The 17,318-nt window shown below is 49.8% G+C and carries 16 protein-coding genes; 3 read left to right on the plus strand and 13 right to left on the minus strand.

Going from position 1 to position 17,318, the window contains the following annotated elements; all coding sequences use genetic code 11:
• The first annotated feature begins 6 nt into the window (after positions 1-6).
• On the plus strand, positions 7-474 hold the full coding sequence (gene ybaK, locus OIK42_RS11645) for a Cys-tRNA(Pro) deacylase (protein WP_273640693.1): 468 nt from the start codon (positions 7-9) through the stop codon (positions 472-474).
• A gap of 2 nt (positions 475-476) precedes the next feature.
• Here the strand turns inward: ybaK and OIK42_RS11650 are convergent, their stop codons facing one another.
• The 8 genes from OIK42_RS11650 to OIK42_RS11685 all read right to left on the minus strand — a co-directional run bounded on the left by OIK42_RS11650 (position 477) and on the right by OIK42_RS11685 (position 10,550).
• Positions 477-1,088, minus strand: a complete 612-nt coding sequence (locus tag OIK42_RS11650; protein ID WP_273640694.1) for a hypothetical protein — start codon at positions 1,086-1,088, stop codon at positions 477-479.
• 183 nt (positions 1,089-1,271) lie between these two features.
• Positions 1,272-1,571 (minus strand): integration host factor subunit alpha, encoded by a 300-nt coding sequence (ihfA, locus tag OIK42_RS11655; protein WP_073324884.1) that lies wholly within the window; start codon positions 1,569-1,571, stop codon positions 1,272-1,274.
• Between the two features lie 4 nt (positions 1,572-1,575).
• A complete protein-coding gene (gene pheT / locus OIK42_RS11660) occupies positions 1,576-3,963 on the minus strand; it encodes a phenylalanine--tRNA ligase subunit beta (protein ID WP_273640708.1) in 2,388 nt (795 codons plus the stop codon).
• A gap of 12 nt (positions 3,964-3,975) precedes the next feature.
• The gene (pheS, locus tag OIK42_RS11665; protein ID WP_273640710.1) at positions 3,976-4,956 is read right to left on the minus strand and encodes a phenylalanine--tRNA ligase subunit alpha; all 981 of its coding nucleotides are present in this window, start codon (positions 4,954-4,956) and stop codon (positions 3,976-3,978) included.
• A 219-nt stretch (positions 4,957-5,175) separates the two neighbouring features.
• Positions 5,176-5,715, minus strand: a complete 540-nt coding sequence (locus tag OIK42_RS11670; RefSeq protein ID WP_273640712.1) for an isochorismatase family protein — start codon at positions 5,713-5,715, stop codon at positions 5,176-5,178.
• 249 nt (positions 5,716-5,964) lie between these two features.
• Positions 5,965-6,156: a CsbD family protein gene (locus OIK42_RS11675; RefSeq protein ID WP_273640713.1), complete on the minus strand. Its 192-nt coding sequence runs from the start codon at positions 6,154-6,156 to the stop codon at positions 5,965-5,967.
• Positions 6,157-6,372: 216 nt separating this feature from the next.
• Positions 6,373-9,456, minus strand: coding sequence for an efflux RND transporter permease subunit (locus OIK42_RS11680; RefSeq protein WP_273640716.1), 3,084 nt, complete (start codon positions 9,454-9,456; stop codon positions 6,373-6,375).
• Positions 9,457-9,458: 2 nt separating this feature from the next.
• A complete protein-coding gene (locus OIK42_RS11685) occupies positions 9,459-10,550 on the minus strand; it encodes an efflux RND transporter periplasmic adaptor subunit (RefSeq protein ID WP_273640718.1) in 1,092 nt (363 codons plus the stop codon).
• Positions 10,551-10,641: 91 nt separating this feature from the next.
• Here OIK42_RS11685 and OIK42_RS11690 point away from each other — a divergent pair, with 91 nt between their 5' ends.
• Entirely contained in the window at positions 10,642-11,550 is a 909-nt protein-coding gene (locus tag OIK42_RS11690; RefSeq protein WP_273640720.1) for a LysR family transcriptional regulator, read from the plus strand.
• A gap of 69 nt (positions 11,551-11,619) precedes the next feature.
• On the opposite strand, the gene OIK42_RS11695 is transcribed toward OIK42_RS11690, so the two are convergent.
• Both OIK42_RS11695 and OIK42_RS11700 read right to left on the minus strand, forming a co-directional pair.
• A complete protein-coding gene (locus tag OIK42_RS11695; protein WP_273640722.1) occupies positions 11,620-13,326 on the minus strand; it encodes an Aq_1262 family (lipo)protein in 1,707 nt (568 codons plus the stop codon).
• Positions 13,327-13,387: 61 nt separating this feature from the next.
• Positions 13,388-15,244, minus strand: a complete 1,857-nt coding sequence (locus OIK42_RS11700; protein ID WP_273640723.1) for an alkaline phosphatase PhoX — start codon at positions 15,242-15,244, stop codon at positions 13,388-13,390.
• 222 nt (positions 15,245-15,466) lie between these two features.
• On the opposite strand from OIK42_RS11700, the gene OIK42_RS11705 reads away from it, so the two are divergent.
• Complete coding sequence (locus OIK42_RS11705) at positions 15,467-15,991, plus strand: hypothetical protein (RefSeq protein ID WP_273640725.1); 525 nt, start codon at positions 15,467-15,469, stop codon at positions 15,989-15,991.
• Positions 15,992-16,077: 86 nt separating this feature from the next.
• On the opposite strand, the gene rplT is transcribed toward OIK42_RS11705, so the two are convergent.
• From rplT to infC, 3 genes are all read right to left on the minus strand, one after another.
• On the minus strand, positions 16,078-16,434 hold the full coding sequence (rplT, locus tag OIK42_RS11710) for a 50S ribosomal protein L20 (protein WP_070174515.1): 357 nt from the start codon (positions 16,432-16,434) through the stop codon (positions 16,078-16,080).
• A 17-nt stretch (positions 16,435-16,451) separates the two neighbouring features.
• Positions 16,452-16,649 (minus strand): 50S ribosomal protein L35, encoded by a 198-nt coding sequence (gene rpmI, locus OIK42_RS11715; RefSeq protein ID WP_273640728.1) that lies wholly within the window; start codon positions 16,647-16,649, stop codon positions 16,452-16,454.
• Positions 16,650-16,771: 122 nt separating this feature from the next.
• Complete coding sequence (infC, locus tag OIK42_RS11720; protein WP_273641515.1) at positions 16,772-17,311, minus strand: translation initiation factor IF-3; 540 nt, start codon at positions 17,309-17,311, stop codon at positions 16,772-16,774.
• Between the last annotated feature and the right edge of the window lie 7 nt (positions 17,312-17,318).

Here is a 17,318-nt window from a genome sequence, read left to right on the forward strand (position 1 = left end):
GATATTGTGACACCCGCCATTACACTCTTAGAGCAGGGCAAACACCCGCACACAATTCATAAATATGAGCACGATAAGCAAGCAGAATCTTATGGTCTGGAAGCCGCTGATAAGTTAGGTCTCCCCCCGCCACGGGTCTTTAAAACACTGGTGGCAGAGCTGGACAATGGCAAAATGGTGGTGGCCCTGGTGCCTGTCACGCATCAGTTAAACTTAAAGCAGCTGGCAAAAGCCGCTAAGGCCAAGAAAGCACAAATGGGGCAGCCTGCAAAAGTAGAAAACAGCACCGGCTACGTGCTGGGAGGCGTTAGTCCCCTCGGCCAAAAAAGAAAGCTCGCCACCTTTATCGATACCAGCGCCGCGCAATTTGACACTATTTATGTCAGCGCCGGTAAACGTGGCTTAGAGATTGAGCTTGCCCCCGATTTGCTGGCCAGTGTTACCGGCGCAACATTTACCCCGCTTGCTGGCTGAGGTTACTCGGGTAGTGGCCCCACTGTATCCTGAGGTGCTGTCCCGATCTGTTTAAAACGTTCCTGCCAGAGCGCTTTAGCCTTGTCGATAGCTGCGGCATCGGGGGGGGGCTGGCTGCTTAGCTCCGCCGCAATATCCATTATAATGGCATCTCTGGCAGCAATGAGTTGTTCGGCTTCAGCAAACAGATCCTGGGCTTCCGGGTAGTCCTGCTTTAAGGTTTCGATGCCCTGCAAGGCATAATAACGTTGCTCAAACTGCTGGTTAAATAAGTTACGCTTGGCATGAAACACCAGATATTCACGGCCCTTTTCTGAACTGATAAATTCAATATCACTGGCACTGAGATTGGCGGCCCGGGCGACTTCTACGGCTTGTTGCTGCCATTGCTCAACCGCTTGTTGGTCTTTCATGCGTACCGCTTCGGCCATACCCGCTACCAGATCACTGGCATGCAAAATTTGCTGTCGAAAGGCTACCGAGCGTAATTTTGCTTCATTGGCCTGCGGCTCCTCGCCTGGTGAGCCGTCCTGTACCTGCTCGCCAAACTGAACATAGCCGAACCAAACGACCGCGATAATGACGGCCCCCACAACAATCGGTCTTAAAGACATAAACACCTTAAACAGTAAAAATTAAACTTCAGCACGGGATTGTACTACGAATGGAATACCGGCGCACGGCAGCGCAGATATCGTGATATCAACGAAGGAAGGAGACAAACAAATGTGTTGAGCAATGTTATAAAGCAGGGGCCGGTTAAAACCGGCCCCTGCAATACTGCATCTGGCGATACGTTACTCTGTGGGCGGCTTGGAGTTTTCCACCCGGCTTTTGAGTTTTTGCCCCGGGCGAAATGTCACTACCCGGCGCGCCTTGATCGGAATGTCTTCGCCCGTTTTGGGGTTTCGGCCCGGTCGTTCGTTTTTATCACGCAGATCAAAATTACCAAAGCCTGACAGTTTCACTTGCTCACCGGATTCCAGTGCGCCTTTGATTTCTTCAAAAAACGCTTCGACCAAATCTTTCGCGTCCTTTTTATTTATACCCAGTTTTTCGAATAAGTGTTCAGCCATCTCGGCCTTGGTTAGTGCCATAAGTTTACTCTCTTAACGCTGCCCCGAATTCTGATTCAAGCCCTTGAACCACCGAATCTACTGCTGATTGTATCTCTGCATCTTCCAGTGTTTTACCTGGATCCTGGAGAATTAAAGACAATGCCAGGCTCTTATAACCATCAGCAATGCCCTGACCAGTATATACATCGAACAAGTTTAGGCCAACTAATTGATTTACGCTAATTTTCTCGATGAATTTTATTACATCACCCACTTTAACCTGATCTTTAACAATAATCGCAATATCACGGCGGTTTGCCGGGTATTTAGATATCGCCTGCGCCTGAGGAAGAGCACGTTTTGTCAGGGCTGACAGCTCTATTTCAAACACAAAAACCCGGCCACTTGTACCTAGTTGCTTACTGAACTGCGGATGCACCGCGCCCAGCCAACCAACACATTTATCATCCAGATATATCGCTGCAGACATACCAGGGTGTAATACTGAATGCGTTGCTGTTTTAAAAATGAACGCTTTTTCCTTTCCCGTCAATGCTAAAAGTGCTTCAACATCCGCTTTTGCATCAAAAAAGTCTACTGCGGTGTCGGTACTGTCCCAATGTTCTTCCTTGCGGCGTCCGGCTAATACACCCGCCAGCATGGGTTGCTGATTAATGCCGTTAGGCGCTTCGGCGTCGGGGATAAAACGTAATCCGGTCTCAAACAGGCGAATGCGCTGTTGCTGACGTTTTTGGTTATAGGCCGTTGACTGAAGCAGGCCTGGCCACAGGCTAACCCGCATAATCGACATATCCGAAGAGATCGGATGCGGCAGCACCAAACCGTTACTGTCGGGGAATAACGCATTTTGTATTTTCGGATCAACAAACGAATACGTAATCGCTTCGTTGTAGCCACGGTTTAATAATACTGATTTAACCGTATTAACCGGTATATCTGTTTCGCTGGCCGGGATCATCGACAACGTCGCCGCTGGCGCCACGTTGGGAATGTTGTTATAGCCATATACCCGGGCGATTTCTTCAATCAGATCTTCTTCGATGGCAATATCAAAGCGATAGCTAGGCGCCGAGGCTACCCAACCGTCTTCTGTTTCGGTGGCGTTCATGCCCAGACGAGCCAGAATATCGCTAACCGTAGCTGCCGGGATTTCAATACCCAATACACGCGCCAAACGCGCTTTACGCAAGGTCACCTGTGCCCGCGAAGGTACGTCAGACTCGCTTACCGCTTCCACTACCGGGCCCGCCTGTCCGCCACAGATTTCAACAATCAATTGCGTAGCGCGTTCCATAGCGGTGGCCTGCAACTGGGGATCAACACCGCGCTCATAGCGATGTGATGCATCGGTATGCAAACCATACTGACGCGCTTTACCCATAATCGCATCCGGATTAAAAAAGGCACTTTCCAGTAAAATGTCGGTGGTGTTTTCGTCGGTACCAGAATGCAACCCACCAAAAATACCGGCCATAGCCAGCGCTTTGCTATCGTCTGCGATGACCAGTGTATTGTCTTTTAACTCGACTTCGGTTTCATCCAGCAGCGTCAGCTTTTCGCCTGCTTTGGCCATACGCACATCAATACCACCGTCTATCGAAGCCAGGTTAAATGCGTGCATAGGGTGGCCCAGCTCCAACAGCACAAAGTTGGTCACATCAACAATCGGGTCGATGCTGCGAATGCCGCTACGACGCAGCTTTTCGGTTAACCACAGTGGCGAGTTAGCTTTCACATTAACGCCTTTTACCACCCGGCCTAAATAGCGTGGGCAGGCTTGGGGCGCACTCAGGGTAATTGCCAGTTGACTGTCTATGCTAGCGGCGACCGGCGTTATGGCAGGTTCAGTGACATCAGTTTTATTTAACACGCCCACTTCCCGGGCAATACCGCGCATGCCTAAGCAATCGGCACGGTTAGGGGTTAAGTCAACTTCGATTGTCACATCATCAAGACCGAGGTAGTCACGAATATCAGCGCCAACCGGCGCATCAAGTGGCAATTCAATGATGCCACTGTGATCGTCACTGACACCCAGTTCAGAATAGCTGCATAACATGCCAAATGAGGGCTCGCCGCGCAGTTTGGCTTTCTTAATTTTAAAGTCGCCCGGCAGCACCGCGCCTACTTTGGCAACCGCTACTTTTAAGCCCAGACGACAGTTAGGTGCGCCGCATACAATGTCCAGCAGCTCATCTTCACCCACATTGATTTTGGTTACCCGCAGTTTGTCGGCATTCGGATGCTGACCGCATTCGACGACTTCACCCACAACCACGCCGCTGAAATCACCCGCCACCGGTTCAACGCCATCCACTTCCAGGCCAGCCATACTCAGCTGCTCGCACAGTTCATGCTGTGATACACCCGGGTTAACCCATTCTCTTAACCATTTTTCACTGAATTTCATATCACTTATGCCTTAACTGAACTGCTTGAGGAACCGAAGATCGTTTTCAAAGAATGCGCGTAAATCGTTAACGCCATAACGCAGCATGGTTAAACGCTCTACGCCCATACCAAAGGCAAAACCAGTGTAAATTTCCGGGTCGATATTCACCGCCCGTAATACATTCGGATGCACCATACCGCACCCCAGTACTTCGAGCCATTGGCCATCTTTACCCATGACATCCACTTCTGCTGATGGTTCAGTAAACGGGAAGTATGACGGTCTGAAACGTACCTGTAACGACTCTTCAAAGAAGTTCTGTAAAAAGTCATGCAATATGCCTTTCAGTTCAGTAAAACTGACATTTTTATCAACCATTAACCCTTCTACCTGATGGAACATCGGCGTATGGGTCTGGTCGTAATCGTTACGGTAGACACGACCCGGGGAAATAATCCGCAGCGGAGGTTGCTCGGCTTCCATGGTGCGAATTTGCACCCCGGAAGTTTGCGTGCGCAGCATAATATTGGGATTAAAGTAAAAGGTATCATGATCGGCCCGGGCCGGGTGATTGGCCGGGATATTCAGCGCGTCGAAGTTGTGAAAGCTGTCTTCCACTTCGGGGCCGGTTTTAACGGCAAAACCCAGCTCGCCAAAAAACTGCTCGATGCGGGCGATAGTCCGGGATACCGGGTGCAGGTTACCATTTGGTTCCGTGCGACCGGGTAAGGTAACATCAACCGCTTCTTCGCTCAGTTTTTTATTCAGCTCAGCGCTACGTAAAGCGTCACCTTTAGCGGTAATGGCCTGTTGAATTTCTTGCTTAGCCTGGTTGATTTTTTGCCCGGCAAGTGGACGCTCTTCGGCGGAAAGTTTGCCTAACCCTTTTAACTGGTCGGTCAACTTGCCTTTTTTGCCCATAAACTCAACTCTTACCAGGTCGAGCGTTGCTGCGTCGCTGGCAGCGTCAATCTGTGCCTTGGCCTGACTGACTATCGCTTCAAGCTCCATGATTTCCCCAATTTGGTACTAAAAATTACTGCAGGAACCTGCTGTTTCACCGCGACTCAAATGATGAGGCAAACAGCGGGTGTACAAAAGGGGGCTATTTTACACAAAGGTTAAAAGCCGCGGCTACCCTAACAGGCTGATTTGGGCAAATAAATTAAAAAAAGAGCAAAAAGCAGCGTTAAACTGACCGTTTTTGCTCTCAACAGGTGGTGAGCAGCCTTACTTAATGAGCGGTAAGATTGCTTTGAACTCGTCAGTGCCAGCACGTTCGAGCAATTCAAACAACGCCATTTCCAGGCAGGTAAGGTGAGCACCGGCCGCCTGCAGTTTGTTCAGCGCCAGGGTTTTGTGGTCCGGATTGCGAGCGGAGACGGCATCGGTGACAATATGAACCTCGCTGCCGTAGGCCAGTAAATCGATAGCACTTTGATACACACAAATATGCGCCTCAATACCGCAGATAAGCCACTGGGTGCGGCCGGTTGCATGCAGCTGCTGTTCAACCCGCTCATTGCGCAGTGCACTGAACGTTGATTTTTCAAGCGCGGTACCCGGCGGCAGCAACAACTGCAGTTCGGGCACGGTTGCGCCCAGTTTGTCGGGAAGCTGTTCTACCTGAATAATGGGTAATCCCAGCTGCTGCGCTCCCTTAATAAGACTCGCGAGGTGATTGATCATGCGCTCGCTGTCGGCGACACTGCGGGCTAATTTACCCTGTACATCGACAACCAGCACTCCCGCTTTTTGACGTTCTAACATAGTTTTTACCCGCTCAAAGCTGCATTTACCCGCTCAGGGCTGTTCACCCGCTCAGGGCTGCTGCCCAAAAAAACACATTACCGAGTATAGTCACCCGCAGTTGCCATTGCGACAGTTCCCGTGACCGTTACGCCAGTAAAGCCATACTTCAGCGGCTGCCAAGCCCATGTGTGCACTTGCTGCATCCCAACAAAAAACGCCCCCGGTGCTAATACACCGAGGGCGTTAGTTATTTATTTACTGGCTAATTTACTGGCTAAGAGACTCAAACTCTTCTCGTGCCTTGTCACGGCTCATGCCGTACTTTTCTTGCATTTTGCCGTAAAACTCTTCGAAATTGCCTTCCATTTGTTCAACTTCGTCGTCAGTGAGTTTACCCCACTTTTGCTTTACTACGCCGGTCAGTTGGTTCCACTTACCTTTTGCAATATCAGAATTCATATTTTGCTCCCTGTTTATGAGAATAGGGTGTCATAAAGCATGACACCGATAAACGTCACTTACAGTGATGCGAAAGGCATACCAATAAAAATATCAATTACAATCATAGAGTTAAAAACCGGCTCTGTGATTAAAACCCGTTAATGCAAAATCCTTACAATGTCATATTGCAAGAGTTACAGGGGAAAACGCGCAACAGGTCAGCAATACTTAGCACTACGCTTTGTTGTGCACTTTAAACACCAGACTGTACAGCACAGGCACAAACACCAGTGTTAACAGAGTGGCAAAGCCTAGCCCAAACATGATCACCACCGCCATGCTGGCAAAAAAATCATCAAATAATAACGGAATCATACCCAGTATCGTGGTGATAGCAGCCATACACACCGGCCTGACCCGGCTTAAGGTAGCGTGAAACAGGGCCGGATAAGGCGCTTTGCCCTCGCTGAGTTCAAGTTTTACCTGCTCAACCAACACAATGCCGTTTTTAATGATCATGCCGGATAAACTTAAAAAGCCCAGTAGTGCCATAAAACCAAAGGGCGCGCCGGTTAACAACAGACCATAACTGACGCCTATCAACGCCAGCGGAATACACGCCCAGATAATCGCGGCAATGCGCGCCGAGGCAAACAGCAGCACCGTGGTAATAAACATGATCAGATAACCTAACGGCAGCGAACCAAAAATCGCTTTTTGCGCTTTGCTTGATGCCTCAAACTCACCGCCCCACTCCAGTTCATAGCCATCCGGTAATTCAATCGCTTCAATCTGACTGCGCACCCGGCTAAAGAGTTTCGCCGCGGTTTCATCGCCGAGGATGTCATGATCGGCCATCACAGTGAGCGTACGTTTACGGTCACGACGCATGATGATGGGATCTTCCCAATTCACATCAAAACGGCTGACCACCTGCGTAACAGGAATGTACTGCTGCGCGGTAGCCGAATAAATCTGCAGGTTTTCAAGGTTATCTGCCGTTAGTCTTTCTTCCGGCGGCGGGCGGCTAATAATGGGCAATAAGTCAGTTCCATCACGGTACACGCCAATTTTTGCGCCACTGAAGCTGGTTAGCAGCAACTGATCTAAGTCGGCTTTACTCACCCCTACCCTGCGCGCGGCCGCCTCATTAAAAATAGGCCGAATCACTTTGGTTTGCTGACGCCAATTGTCCCGCACATTGCGCGCACCGGCATCCGCCGTCAGTATTGCTTTAGCTTCGTCAGCAAGACGGCGCAGTTCCTGCGGCTCCGGTCCACTGAAACGCGCTTCAATTTTAGCATCTGTTGACGGGCCAATTTCGAGCCGTTTAATCTTATAAAACAGCTCGCCAAACTCACGGTCCATATAGCTTCGCAATGCCGGTAACTGGGCGTTAAGCGCCTCACCGTCACTCATGCGAATAACCAGCTGTGCATAGGTGGGGTATGACTTTTCAGTTTGGTAAGTCAACATAAAACGGGTCAGCCCCTGGCCGACGGTTGAGGTAATCTCTTCTACCCCTTCCTGAGCCAGTAAATGTGTTTCTATCTGGTTTACTTTGTCGGCATTCACACGAATATCGGTGCCGGCTTTATGCCAGATATCGACCAGAAACATGGGTGTGGTGGAGGGCGGGAAAAACGCTTGTTTAACGTTCCCAAAGGCCACCACCGCGCTCACCAGGAGCCCGAGCATCAGCACAACGGTTAATACCCGAAACCGCAATGCGACACTTAATATGGTGCTGAACACCGTGAATATAATACCGGTATAGAGCTCTTCACTGTCTTTAATCTGACTGTTCGGTCCGGCGCTCTGCTCACTGTCGGCTTGCGGATCGGTGAATAACAACGAGGCAAAAAATGGCGTCAGCGTAATTGCTGTCACCCAGCTCAGTAACAGGCTTACCAGCAATACCCAAAACAAACTGCCGGCAAACTCACCGGTGGCGTCACTCGATAAACCAATTGGCGCAAACGCAATAATCGCAATCACGGTTGCCCCTAACAGCGGCCACATATTTTGCTTCACAACAAAGGAGGCTGCCTCAACCTTACTCAGGCCCCGTTTCATGGCAATGAGTATGCCCTCGGTCACGACAATTGCGTTGTCAACCAGCATACCCAGCGCAATAATCAGCGCCCCGAGTGAAATACGCTGCAGGTTGACCTCCATTTGTTGCATAAAAATAAAGCTACCGAGTACCGTGAGCAACAGCACCAAACCAATAAGGATACCGGACTTTATGCCCATAAAGATCAGCAGCACCACAATGACGATACCTACCGCTTCAGCGAGATTCAGAATGAACCCCTGGACCGACTTATCTACCTCAACAGGCTGGTTATAAATAAAGTCGGTTTGCATCCCCACCGGGCGCATATATTCGAGCTCATCAAGGCGCTGCATAATACGCTCGCCAACCTCCACCACGTTGACGCCGTCGGCAAAGGAGATCCCCAGTAATAACGACTGCTCGCCGTTGTAATGGATAAGATTGGTCGGCACTTCCTGGTAACCACGGTAAATGCGCGCTACATCGCCCAAATAGATGCGTTCGGATGCACCCGCCTGGCTAATGAGCAGATTTTCAAGCTCCTGGACAGTTTCAAACTCACCGGTGGGGTTAATCCGGATATACTCATCACCGACCTTGACGCTGCCCGCGTTAGACACCTGATTCTGACTGACCAGCAAGGCGCTGATACGACTCGGGCTGATGCCCAGCGAGCTTACCTGCGCGCGGGAAATTTCAACGAACACTTGTTCTTTTTGTTTGCCCTGTACGGTGACCTTGCCCACGCCGTCGACCAAAACCAGCTCACGCTTGAGATAATCAACGTAGTCGCTGATATCTTTGTACTGGTAACCTTCACCATTCACCGCAATGAGCATGCCATACACATCAGCAAAGTCGTCCATAACTTTAGGTGGCTGAACGCCGGCGGACAGCGATGGCGTGAGATCGTTAATTTTACGCCGCATTTCTTCCCAAATACCGCGCAATGCCTCTTTACGATAAATACTTTTCATTTCCACCGTAATCTGCGATTTTCCCGCGGTAGAAATAGACGTAATGTTATCGACGTAGGGCAGCTCCTGAATGGCATTCTCGATAGGATAAGTGACTTCTTCTTCGACCTGTGTCGGCGACGCGCCCGGGTAAAGCGTGATCACCATGGCCTTTTTAATGGTAAATTGCGGATCTTCCAGGCGCCCGAGCCCCAAAAACGCTATCGTGCCGCCAATCAGCAGTATCAGTGTTACTAACCAACTGGTTGTGCGGTTTTTAACAAAGTAACCGGCAATATTCACCCTTACAGCCCCCGTTCTTTATGCCAAACGCGAACCCGCTCTCCCGCTGTCAAACGATGTACACCGGCGGCGACGATCTCGTCTCCGGCGTTTAATCCGGCGGTGACCCTGAAACCGTCATCGGTAATACTGCCAAGCGTCACAGCGCGCTGCTCGAGCAAATTGTCGGCCCCAACCACAAACACATAACTTTGTTCATTGTCGGTGGCACCGTTGGTAAAAATAGCCGCCGCCGGCACATGCCAGCTCGCCGGGTTCATTTTCATAACCTGATCAAGCTGCGCCCGGACGGTGGCTGACATACCAGGAAACACATTGAATGACGCCGGTCGGTTCATCTCAAAAACCACTTTGTAGGTGTTGGTGGCCGCGTCAGCGTCGGTGTCATACTCTTTCAGCCTGGCGCGAAACACTTGCTCAGGGTGTGTATCAAGACGCACTTCGGGTTGGTACTGGGTATCTTTGTCGATATTCGATAACAAGTCTTCCGGGATTTGAATGGCAACTTCAACGACGGTATTTTTTTGCAGTGACAACACCGGTTGCTGGGCGGTAATACTCTCAAAGTTTTCGACGAATCGTTGCGCTACCTGGCCGCTGAAAGGCGCATGCAGTTCGGTGTAAGCAAGATTTGTTTTGGCTGATTTTAATGCCGATGCCGCGACCTGTAGTTCGGCCCTGGCCTGATCGTAACCGGCCTGGGAGGTGAGTTGCTTATCTAACAGCGTTTGAGTACGGTCAAACTGTACTTTCGCCAAATCATAATTGGCCTGGGCCTGATCAACGGCAATCTGATAATCAGTCGGGTCCAGTGAGGCCAGGACATCACCGCTTTCAACCATTTGTCCGGCGCTGACATGCAAATGGTTTAATTCCCCCGAGACGCGAAACGCCAGGGTTGCTTCTTCGCTGGCCTCAACAACCGCCGGAAACTCACGGTAACCGTTGTTATCCCCCGGCGACAGAATAACCGTTTTTACCAGTTTGGCAGGCACTGGCTGAGGTGTCTGTTGCTCGGCTTCGCCACTGCAACCACCAATGGCGAATATTAGGCCAAGTATTGCGCCTGTACGCGCGGTAATGAGTCGGTTCACTGATTTTCTCCTGAAACTTTGACTGGCAATATACGCCAACATCAACCAAAATAATATTTAATCTATTTTACTCATTTAATAAATTTTATTTATGACGCTCGAACAATTACGCATGTTTGTCACCGTGGCAGAACTTGGCAGCATTGCTAACGCCGCCGAGGTTCTGCATAAAACGCAACCTGCGCTATCCATAGCGATCAAACGTTTTCAGCAAGAGTTACAGCTCACTCTGCTGCAAAAAACAGCGAACCGACTACAACTGACTGACGATGGCCATCGTCTGTTACCTCACTGCCGGTACCTGCTCAGGCAAGCAAAGGATATCACGGCGCTGGCAGCACATTTACGTGATGGCCACGAAAGCACTATTGAATTCGCTTTTGACACTATATGCCAGCAATCGACTTTTTTCGACGCTATTACGACAACTCAGCAACATTTTCCGCAAACCGAATTGTACTTAACATCAGTGCAACGCCTTGGCGCACTGCAGCGTCTGATTGATGGCAAGGCGTCGATAGCACTGACCCCCTGGACACATACCTTTCATGAACTGGCCAGCTTCGAAACGCTGCCCTTTGATCGTTTTGAAGTCATTGCGGTGATTCATCACCAGTTAGTTAGCAGTTTTGCCAGCCGGCCTCATTCATCCAGCCAGCTGCGGGATATTCCCCTACTGATGCCACAGGCGTTTGATATTGATTTAGACATTCAAAAAGTCATGGGGGTTGTGCCGCATTCAACAATCAGAAGCAACGACACGGTGTCACAAAAGGAGTTGCTGATGCGTGGTGCCGGTTGGGGCTACATTCCTAAAAAAAGCGTTACCGATGAACTTACAGACGGCACGCTGATCCCCTTGCAACTCGACGATGTGACGTCAGTCATCGAAGGAGAAATTCGCCTGGTGCGCGACAAAAAACAGCGTAAAGGGCCGGTGGCCAGCTTTTTATGGCAAACCCTCGTTAACTCGAAAAATCAGATGGTACTGCCTGATTAAGACAGGGTCTGTTGCCATGGGGTACAGCGCTCTGCCCCCCGACACGTTACAGACCCTTGTACTTAACGCTTAGTTTGGCGCAGCATTGCTCGCTACGTTATGCTCAGAGTTTGCAAACCAGTCGAGGCGCATATCCCAGGCATGCCGGTGCTCTGGCAGCAACGGTGGCTGCTCAGCGTCAATAACCTCAAGCACATTACGTGCTTCGGTAATCGTGGCATCCCGCCCAAACAGGTAGCTTTGCTCTTTAACGATGGTCTGATACGCCTTATTGAGCGCCAGCGCACGCTGCGGACTGGGCGTAATCAGCTCATACACAGAATCCGCTTGTTTAACCTTTTCGTCGTTTACACTACCGTCATCATTAAACCAGCGCGCCAGCATCTCAGCATTCTGACGAAATTCGTCGCCGCCGCCAACACGTTGCATGTAAGTCAGAAACTCACCGTCCTGCTCGTTAATGTTCGGCACATCGGCTATTTCACGCAGGTTAATGTACCCCCATCCTTTGGTTCCCGGCACTTTACGGGCAAAGGAAAAGGTTTGATCAAAGGTTGAGCCGACGGTTTTGTGACAACCATTGCAGTAGGCTAGCTCCTGGGGGTGCTGAGGCCGTAAATCACCGTTGGCATCTTCGATAAAGGCATTGAGCGTCCAGCCAAAGCCATTGTCTATACCGGTTTCCTGGTTCAGATAGCGTGTTTGCGGGAGCTTTTCAAAGGCTTTGTCTTTCGCTTCAGCATAATAGGCTGAGGCGAGGCTTTCTTTACTGCGAAATAACGCCTTTTGCATGTAACGCACTTCTTTCATGCGCGGCGCATTGTAAATCTGGCCGTTGTCGTCAACCCCGATGTAGCGCACAGTATGCAAAAGCTCAGTCCCCTCGGGGTACAGCAAAAAACTGAGTTCGGTAGCGCTGGCATCACCTAAATAATTATCACGCCGTTGCATGACTTTTACGGCGGTCGTTAACTCACCGTCACCGTTAATATCGAGGCCAATAGCCTGTTCATTCAGATTTGGTACAGCAAGTTGATTGACATCTTTCAACGCCATCTCAACTAAGGTGAGGTTAGCTAAATACACATCTTCAACATATTTGCCATTGCGCTGCTGAAACACGGACGGCAAGCGGATCATGGCATCACCCGTAGAGCCATTAGTCGGCCAGAAGGTACTGGGGAAAGGTTTGTAATTATACGCCACCCAGCCACTGCCGTCTTTGGCAATGCCGTGCTCACCAAAGGCTTGCTGCGGATAGCTAAGCTGCTCAAGGTGCATCGCATCGGGAAGCCGGTGCTCACTGCCCGGCTTGCCGCTCAATGCGGCTGAGTAATTATCCTGCTCAATGTAGGCAAGGATTTCATCGTCACTGATGTCTTTTATTAGCTGCCGGCGATCGACAAACAGGTTTTTCCAGCTGTTGGTTAATCCCACATCGGAGAATTCGTAATTTCCCTGCAAGGTGCCATCGCCCATCTGATTTGGCCGGTTTTCACTGCGGTCGTAACTTTGATGACAGGCATAGCATGGATTGTTCTTGCCATTCGTTTTGGTATAGCACTGCGGAGGAATGACCGACTCGGGATTATAGATCTCATCATGGGCCATGTACGCTAATGCCGGAATATCGTCACCCTCGCTATAAGGGTAAACCGTTGACTGACCTGATATATCAGGTGCAACTGCAACCGTTACGCTTTCGTCACTGCACGCCATTAACTGTGCACCAAGCACAATGGTAATAAGGGGTAAAACAGGTAATGATATTTTCATAGTTTCTACAATGCAAAAATCCGGGCGCCATCGCGCCCGGATAGAGTGTTACAAAAATGACTTATTTTTTAGCTGGCTCGTACATCCACAGCGTGTTGTTCTGTTGGAAGCCGTCTTCACCAATTAAAATGCGACCGTCATTCATGACAATCACGTTGTCAGGCTGCGACAGCTGGTCGACGTCACAACGTTCAGCGCCGGTCAGGCTTGAGCGGTACGTTGACCCCATCACAACCGGCTCAATGCGTGAAATGTCATAGTTTTCACCCAGACGCGCACGGTATACACCACCACAGTCTTTTACCCGGGCAGACAGTTGCATATCGCCCTCGCCATCGGTCATGGTGTTATCAATATCGGCAATACCAATATACAGATACGCATCGGTAACCACCTCGCCAGGAATAGTGTCAACGCCTTCAACCGCTTCCTGTGCGCGCTTCTGGTTAATTGAGATACCTTCCAGCTTGCGCCATTCAGCCGTTGCACCTTTCATTTTAGCCGCCGCACGTGACTCTAAAAATGCTACGCGGTTATCCATCGCCTGACCGGCAGTCACTTTGCCACCGCCATTCGCTAATGTTGGATACGTGGCATCACCATTGGCCCAGGCTTCTACGTCTGCCAATGTAATATAGGCGCTTTCGCCTTCGACATAGTCGTCGGTACCAATACCATTGTATTCGTCAATCCAGGCACGGATAGTCAGGTTGTCGCCGCTGGCAAGCTCTACCCATTCCACGTCAAAACCGGTAGTAGCCGGATCGTTCTGTCCCGAGTCCTGCGTGAGTTTTGCGCCATATAAGGTACCGGCAGATAAATCTTCTGCTACGTCAGCCACAAACTTAAACAGTACACCGCCGGTATCATCCTGTGACAGGTAAACCGTGCGGCCATCAGGCATTACCGTGGAGTTTTCGTGCTCGTAGCGGCCCATAGCTAAATGCTTAACGATGACGGGTTCATCGGCCGTCGGCTCAGTTACCTCGGCGATATAACCGTAGTTATACGGGTTGGGCACGTCTGGTGCCGTCATCTCCCACATTCGACCCAAACGCGCATCGGTGGCCACAGCCGCAGGATTGTTCCAGCTGGCGTCGGTAGTGCTGTTTACCGATGAATTAACCACCCACTCTTCTGATGTTAATGGCGTCCCCCACGGCGACATAGAGCCAAAACAGTTGGCAGCGGTGCCCCACACAGGCGAGAAGTCCAGCATCATCACATCATTAACGGTCCACATGCCCTGTTCGTCACGGGTAATTTGCATACGGCTCATACCACCTGGCAGCTCTTCCCAGTTCGAAAACAGATAGCCTTCGCCATCACCGGTTGGCAGGAAGCCGTTAAAGTCCGGCATGTCGTTTTCGAGGATTAGCGTGCCGCCATCGAGGGTATAAATGTGGCCAAGGCCTTTCTCAAGCTCGCCATCGTAAGTATCACCGGTTTGACCCAGTACCTGATACTGGCCGATGGCCGTCATGACTAATTGCTTTTCTTCGTCTGACGCCGGAACCGGAGAGTCTGGTAAAGTAGCTGGCAGATTATTAAAATTAACCCCGGCTAACACGCCGACGGTTCCGGTATTAATAGGCATGCTGTTAATGCTGGTGGTTGCCGTATTGGTCCCGGATGGATGCTGAACGTTGAAGAATAAATCCCCCTCGTCCGTTAAGAAAATGCCTGTGACTTCGGCACCCAGTGGCACAGTCGCGATACGGGTAAGCTTGCCTACTGAATCACCGCTTTCACCCTGTGGCCCCTGATCGCCCTGGGGACCTTGTTCGCCCTGTGGGCCTGCGGCGCCTGTCGCACCGTCATCGCCATCATCACCGTCCAGTGAACAGGCTGATAATCCCAGAGCCACCGCAAGTGCCAGCGCTGAATAACGAATACCGCGAAATAGTTCTTTTTCCATTGTAGTTCCTTGTGAAGTGTACGTAGTGTGGCTTGTTGTCAGCCAATCTGCGCATAGCCTGACAAACGCCTGTTAAAATGCGGTGACATCTGCGTGACACATCCATGACGTTTCTGTGACTACCTCTGTTTTATCAATTATTTACAGTAATCAGCTCAGTACAATTGAAATTTCTTCGAGCGCGGTTGGGTCTGTTAAAGGTTAGTTTCAGGAGCGTTTACTTTGCAAAAAAAATGGTATTTACAGTCAGATATGCTGATCGCTTTTTCGGCATTAATCACCAGTACCGTCGCTGTGATAGTGGCAATCTACTCCGCACATATTGACCGCGAGTATGCCAGAGCATCAGTTTGGCCAAGTGTGCTGTTCACCCGCAGTTATAACGAGGGCGAATATAGTTTTGTGGCGATGAACCAGGGAAACGGACCTGCAATTATTCACTATGTGAAACTAGCGGTGAATGACACCTTAGTGTACGAATGGCAGGATGTATTCGAATTAGCCGGACTCCCCTCTGCTCGCTTCACCCAATCGCATTTAGGCTCAGGTATTATCAGACCGGGACAGCAAATCAACGCCATCACCATTCACGACGCAACATTATTGCCTAAATTTTTAAAACTGAAACTTGGCGCACAGATGTGCTTTTGCTCGTTGTACGGTGACTGCTGGGTAAGTGACGGCTTTAGGGTGCCTCAGGAAGTCGCAGCGTGCATCATTGAAGATGAAGAACGGTTTTTACAATAATCAGATATATTTTTGTGCAGAAACGAAAAACGGCGAGCATCCCGCTCGCCGTTTTCCGAAAGAACTTAAACTTAATTAAATAATAATTAAGCTAATGCGCCTTTAGCCGCGTCGACTAATGCGCTGAAAGCCGCTTTGTCATGTACAGCGATGTCGGCAAGGATCTTACGATCGATTTCAACAGACGCTTTTTTCAGACCGTTAATGAAACGGCTGTATGACATACCATTTTGACGTGCCGCAGCATTGATACGTGCAATCCACAGTTGGCGGAATTGACGCTTACGCTGACGACGGTCGCGATAGGCATATTGACCAGCTTTAGTTACAGCTTGTACCGCTACGCGATAAACGCGTGAACGTGCACCGTAATAACCTTTAGCTTGTTTTAATACTTTTTTGTGACGAGCACGTGCAATAGTGCCGCGTTTTACTCTAGCCATTATTCAGTCTCCTCGTCTTAAACGTATGGCAGCATGCGCTGTACTAATTTAGTATCGGCGTCATGAACCAGTTTTTTGCCACGTAATTGGCGTTTACGCTTAGTACTCTTCTTGGTCAGAATGTGACGCAAGTGAGACTGTTTGCTTTTAAAGCGGCCAGAGCCCGTTTTCTTAAAACGTTTGGCTGCACCACTAACAGATTTCATTTTAGGCATTGCTAAAACTCCGCATTGTTTAAGGTTGGCTTATTCGGGTGTGCAGTCACCTTATTAGCCCGTTAATATTTGCAGCAGGGTGTTTTGGGGTGCAGAATCCCAAAAACTTTGACAGACCACTACTACTTCTTGTGTGGGGCGAGCACCATGATCATCTGACGGCCTTCCACACGACGTGGGAAAGACTCGCAGTTAGCAATGTCTTCTAAATCGCCTTTAACGCGGTTTAACAGTTCAATGCCAATCTCTTGGTGAGCCATTTCACGTCCGCGAAAACGGATCGTGACTTTGGCTTTATCGCCACCTTCCAGAAAGCGACGCAGGTTGCGCAGTTTTACCTGGTAATCGCCTTCATCAGTGCCAGGGCGAAATTTAATCTCCTTGACCTGAATTTGCTTCTGTTTTTTCTTTTGCTCTTTTTGAGCTTTCGATTTCTCGAAGAGGAACTTGCCATAGTCCATAATTTTACAGACTGGCGGCTCAGCGTTCGGACTAATCTCAACAAGATCTAAACTTGCCGCTTCAGCAGAGCTGACTGCTTCGCTAATCGAAACAACGCCTAATTGGCTTCCGTCTGCGCTAATTAAGCGCACTTCTCTTGCAGTAATTTCATCGTTAATCCGGGCTTTGTCACCCTGAGCCTTATTGTTAGCGCCTTTAATGTGCTAT

It is taken from the genome of Alteromonas gilva, assembly GCF_028595265.1.
GTDB classification, from domain to species: Bacteria; Pseudomonadota; Gammaproteobacteria; order Enterobacterales; family Alteromonadaceae; genus Alteromonas; species Alteromonas gilva.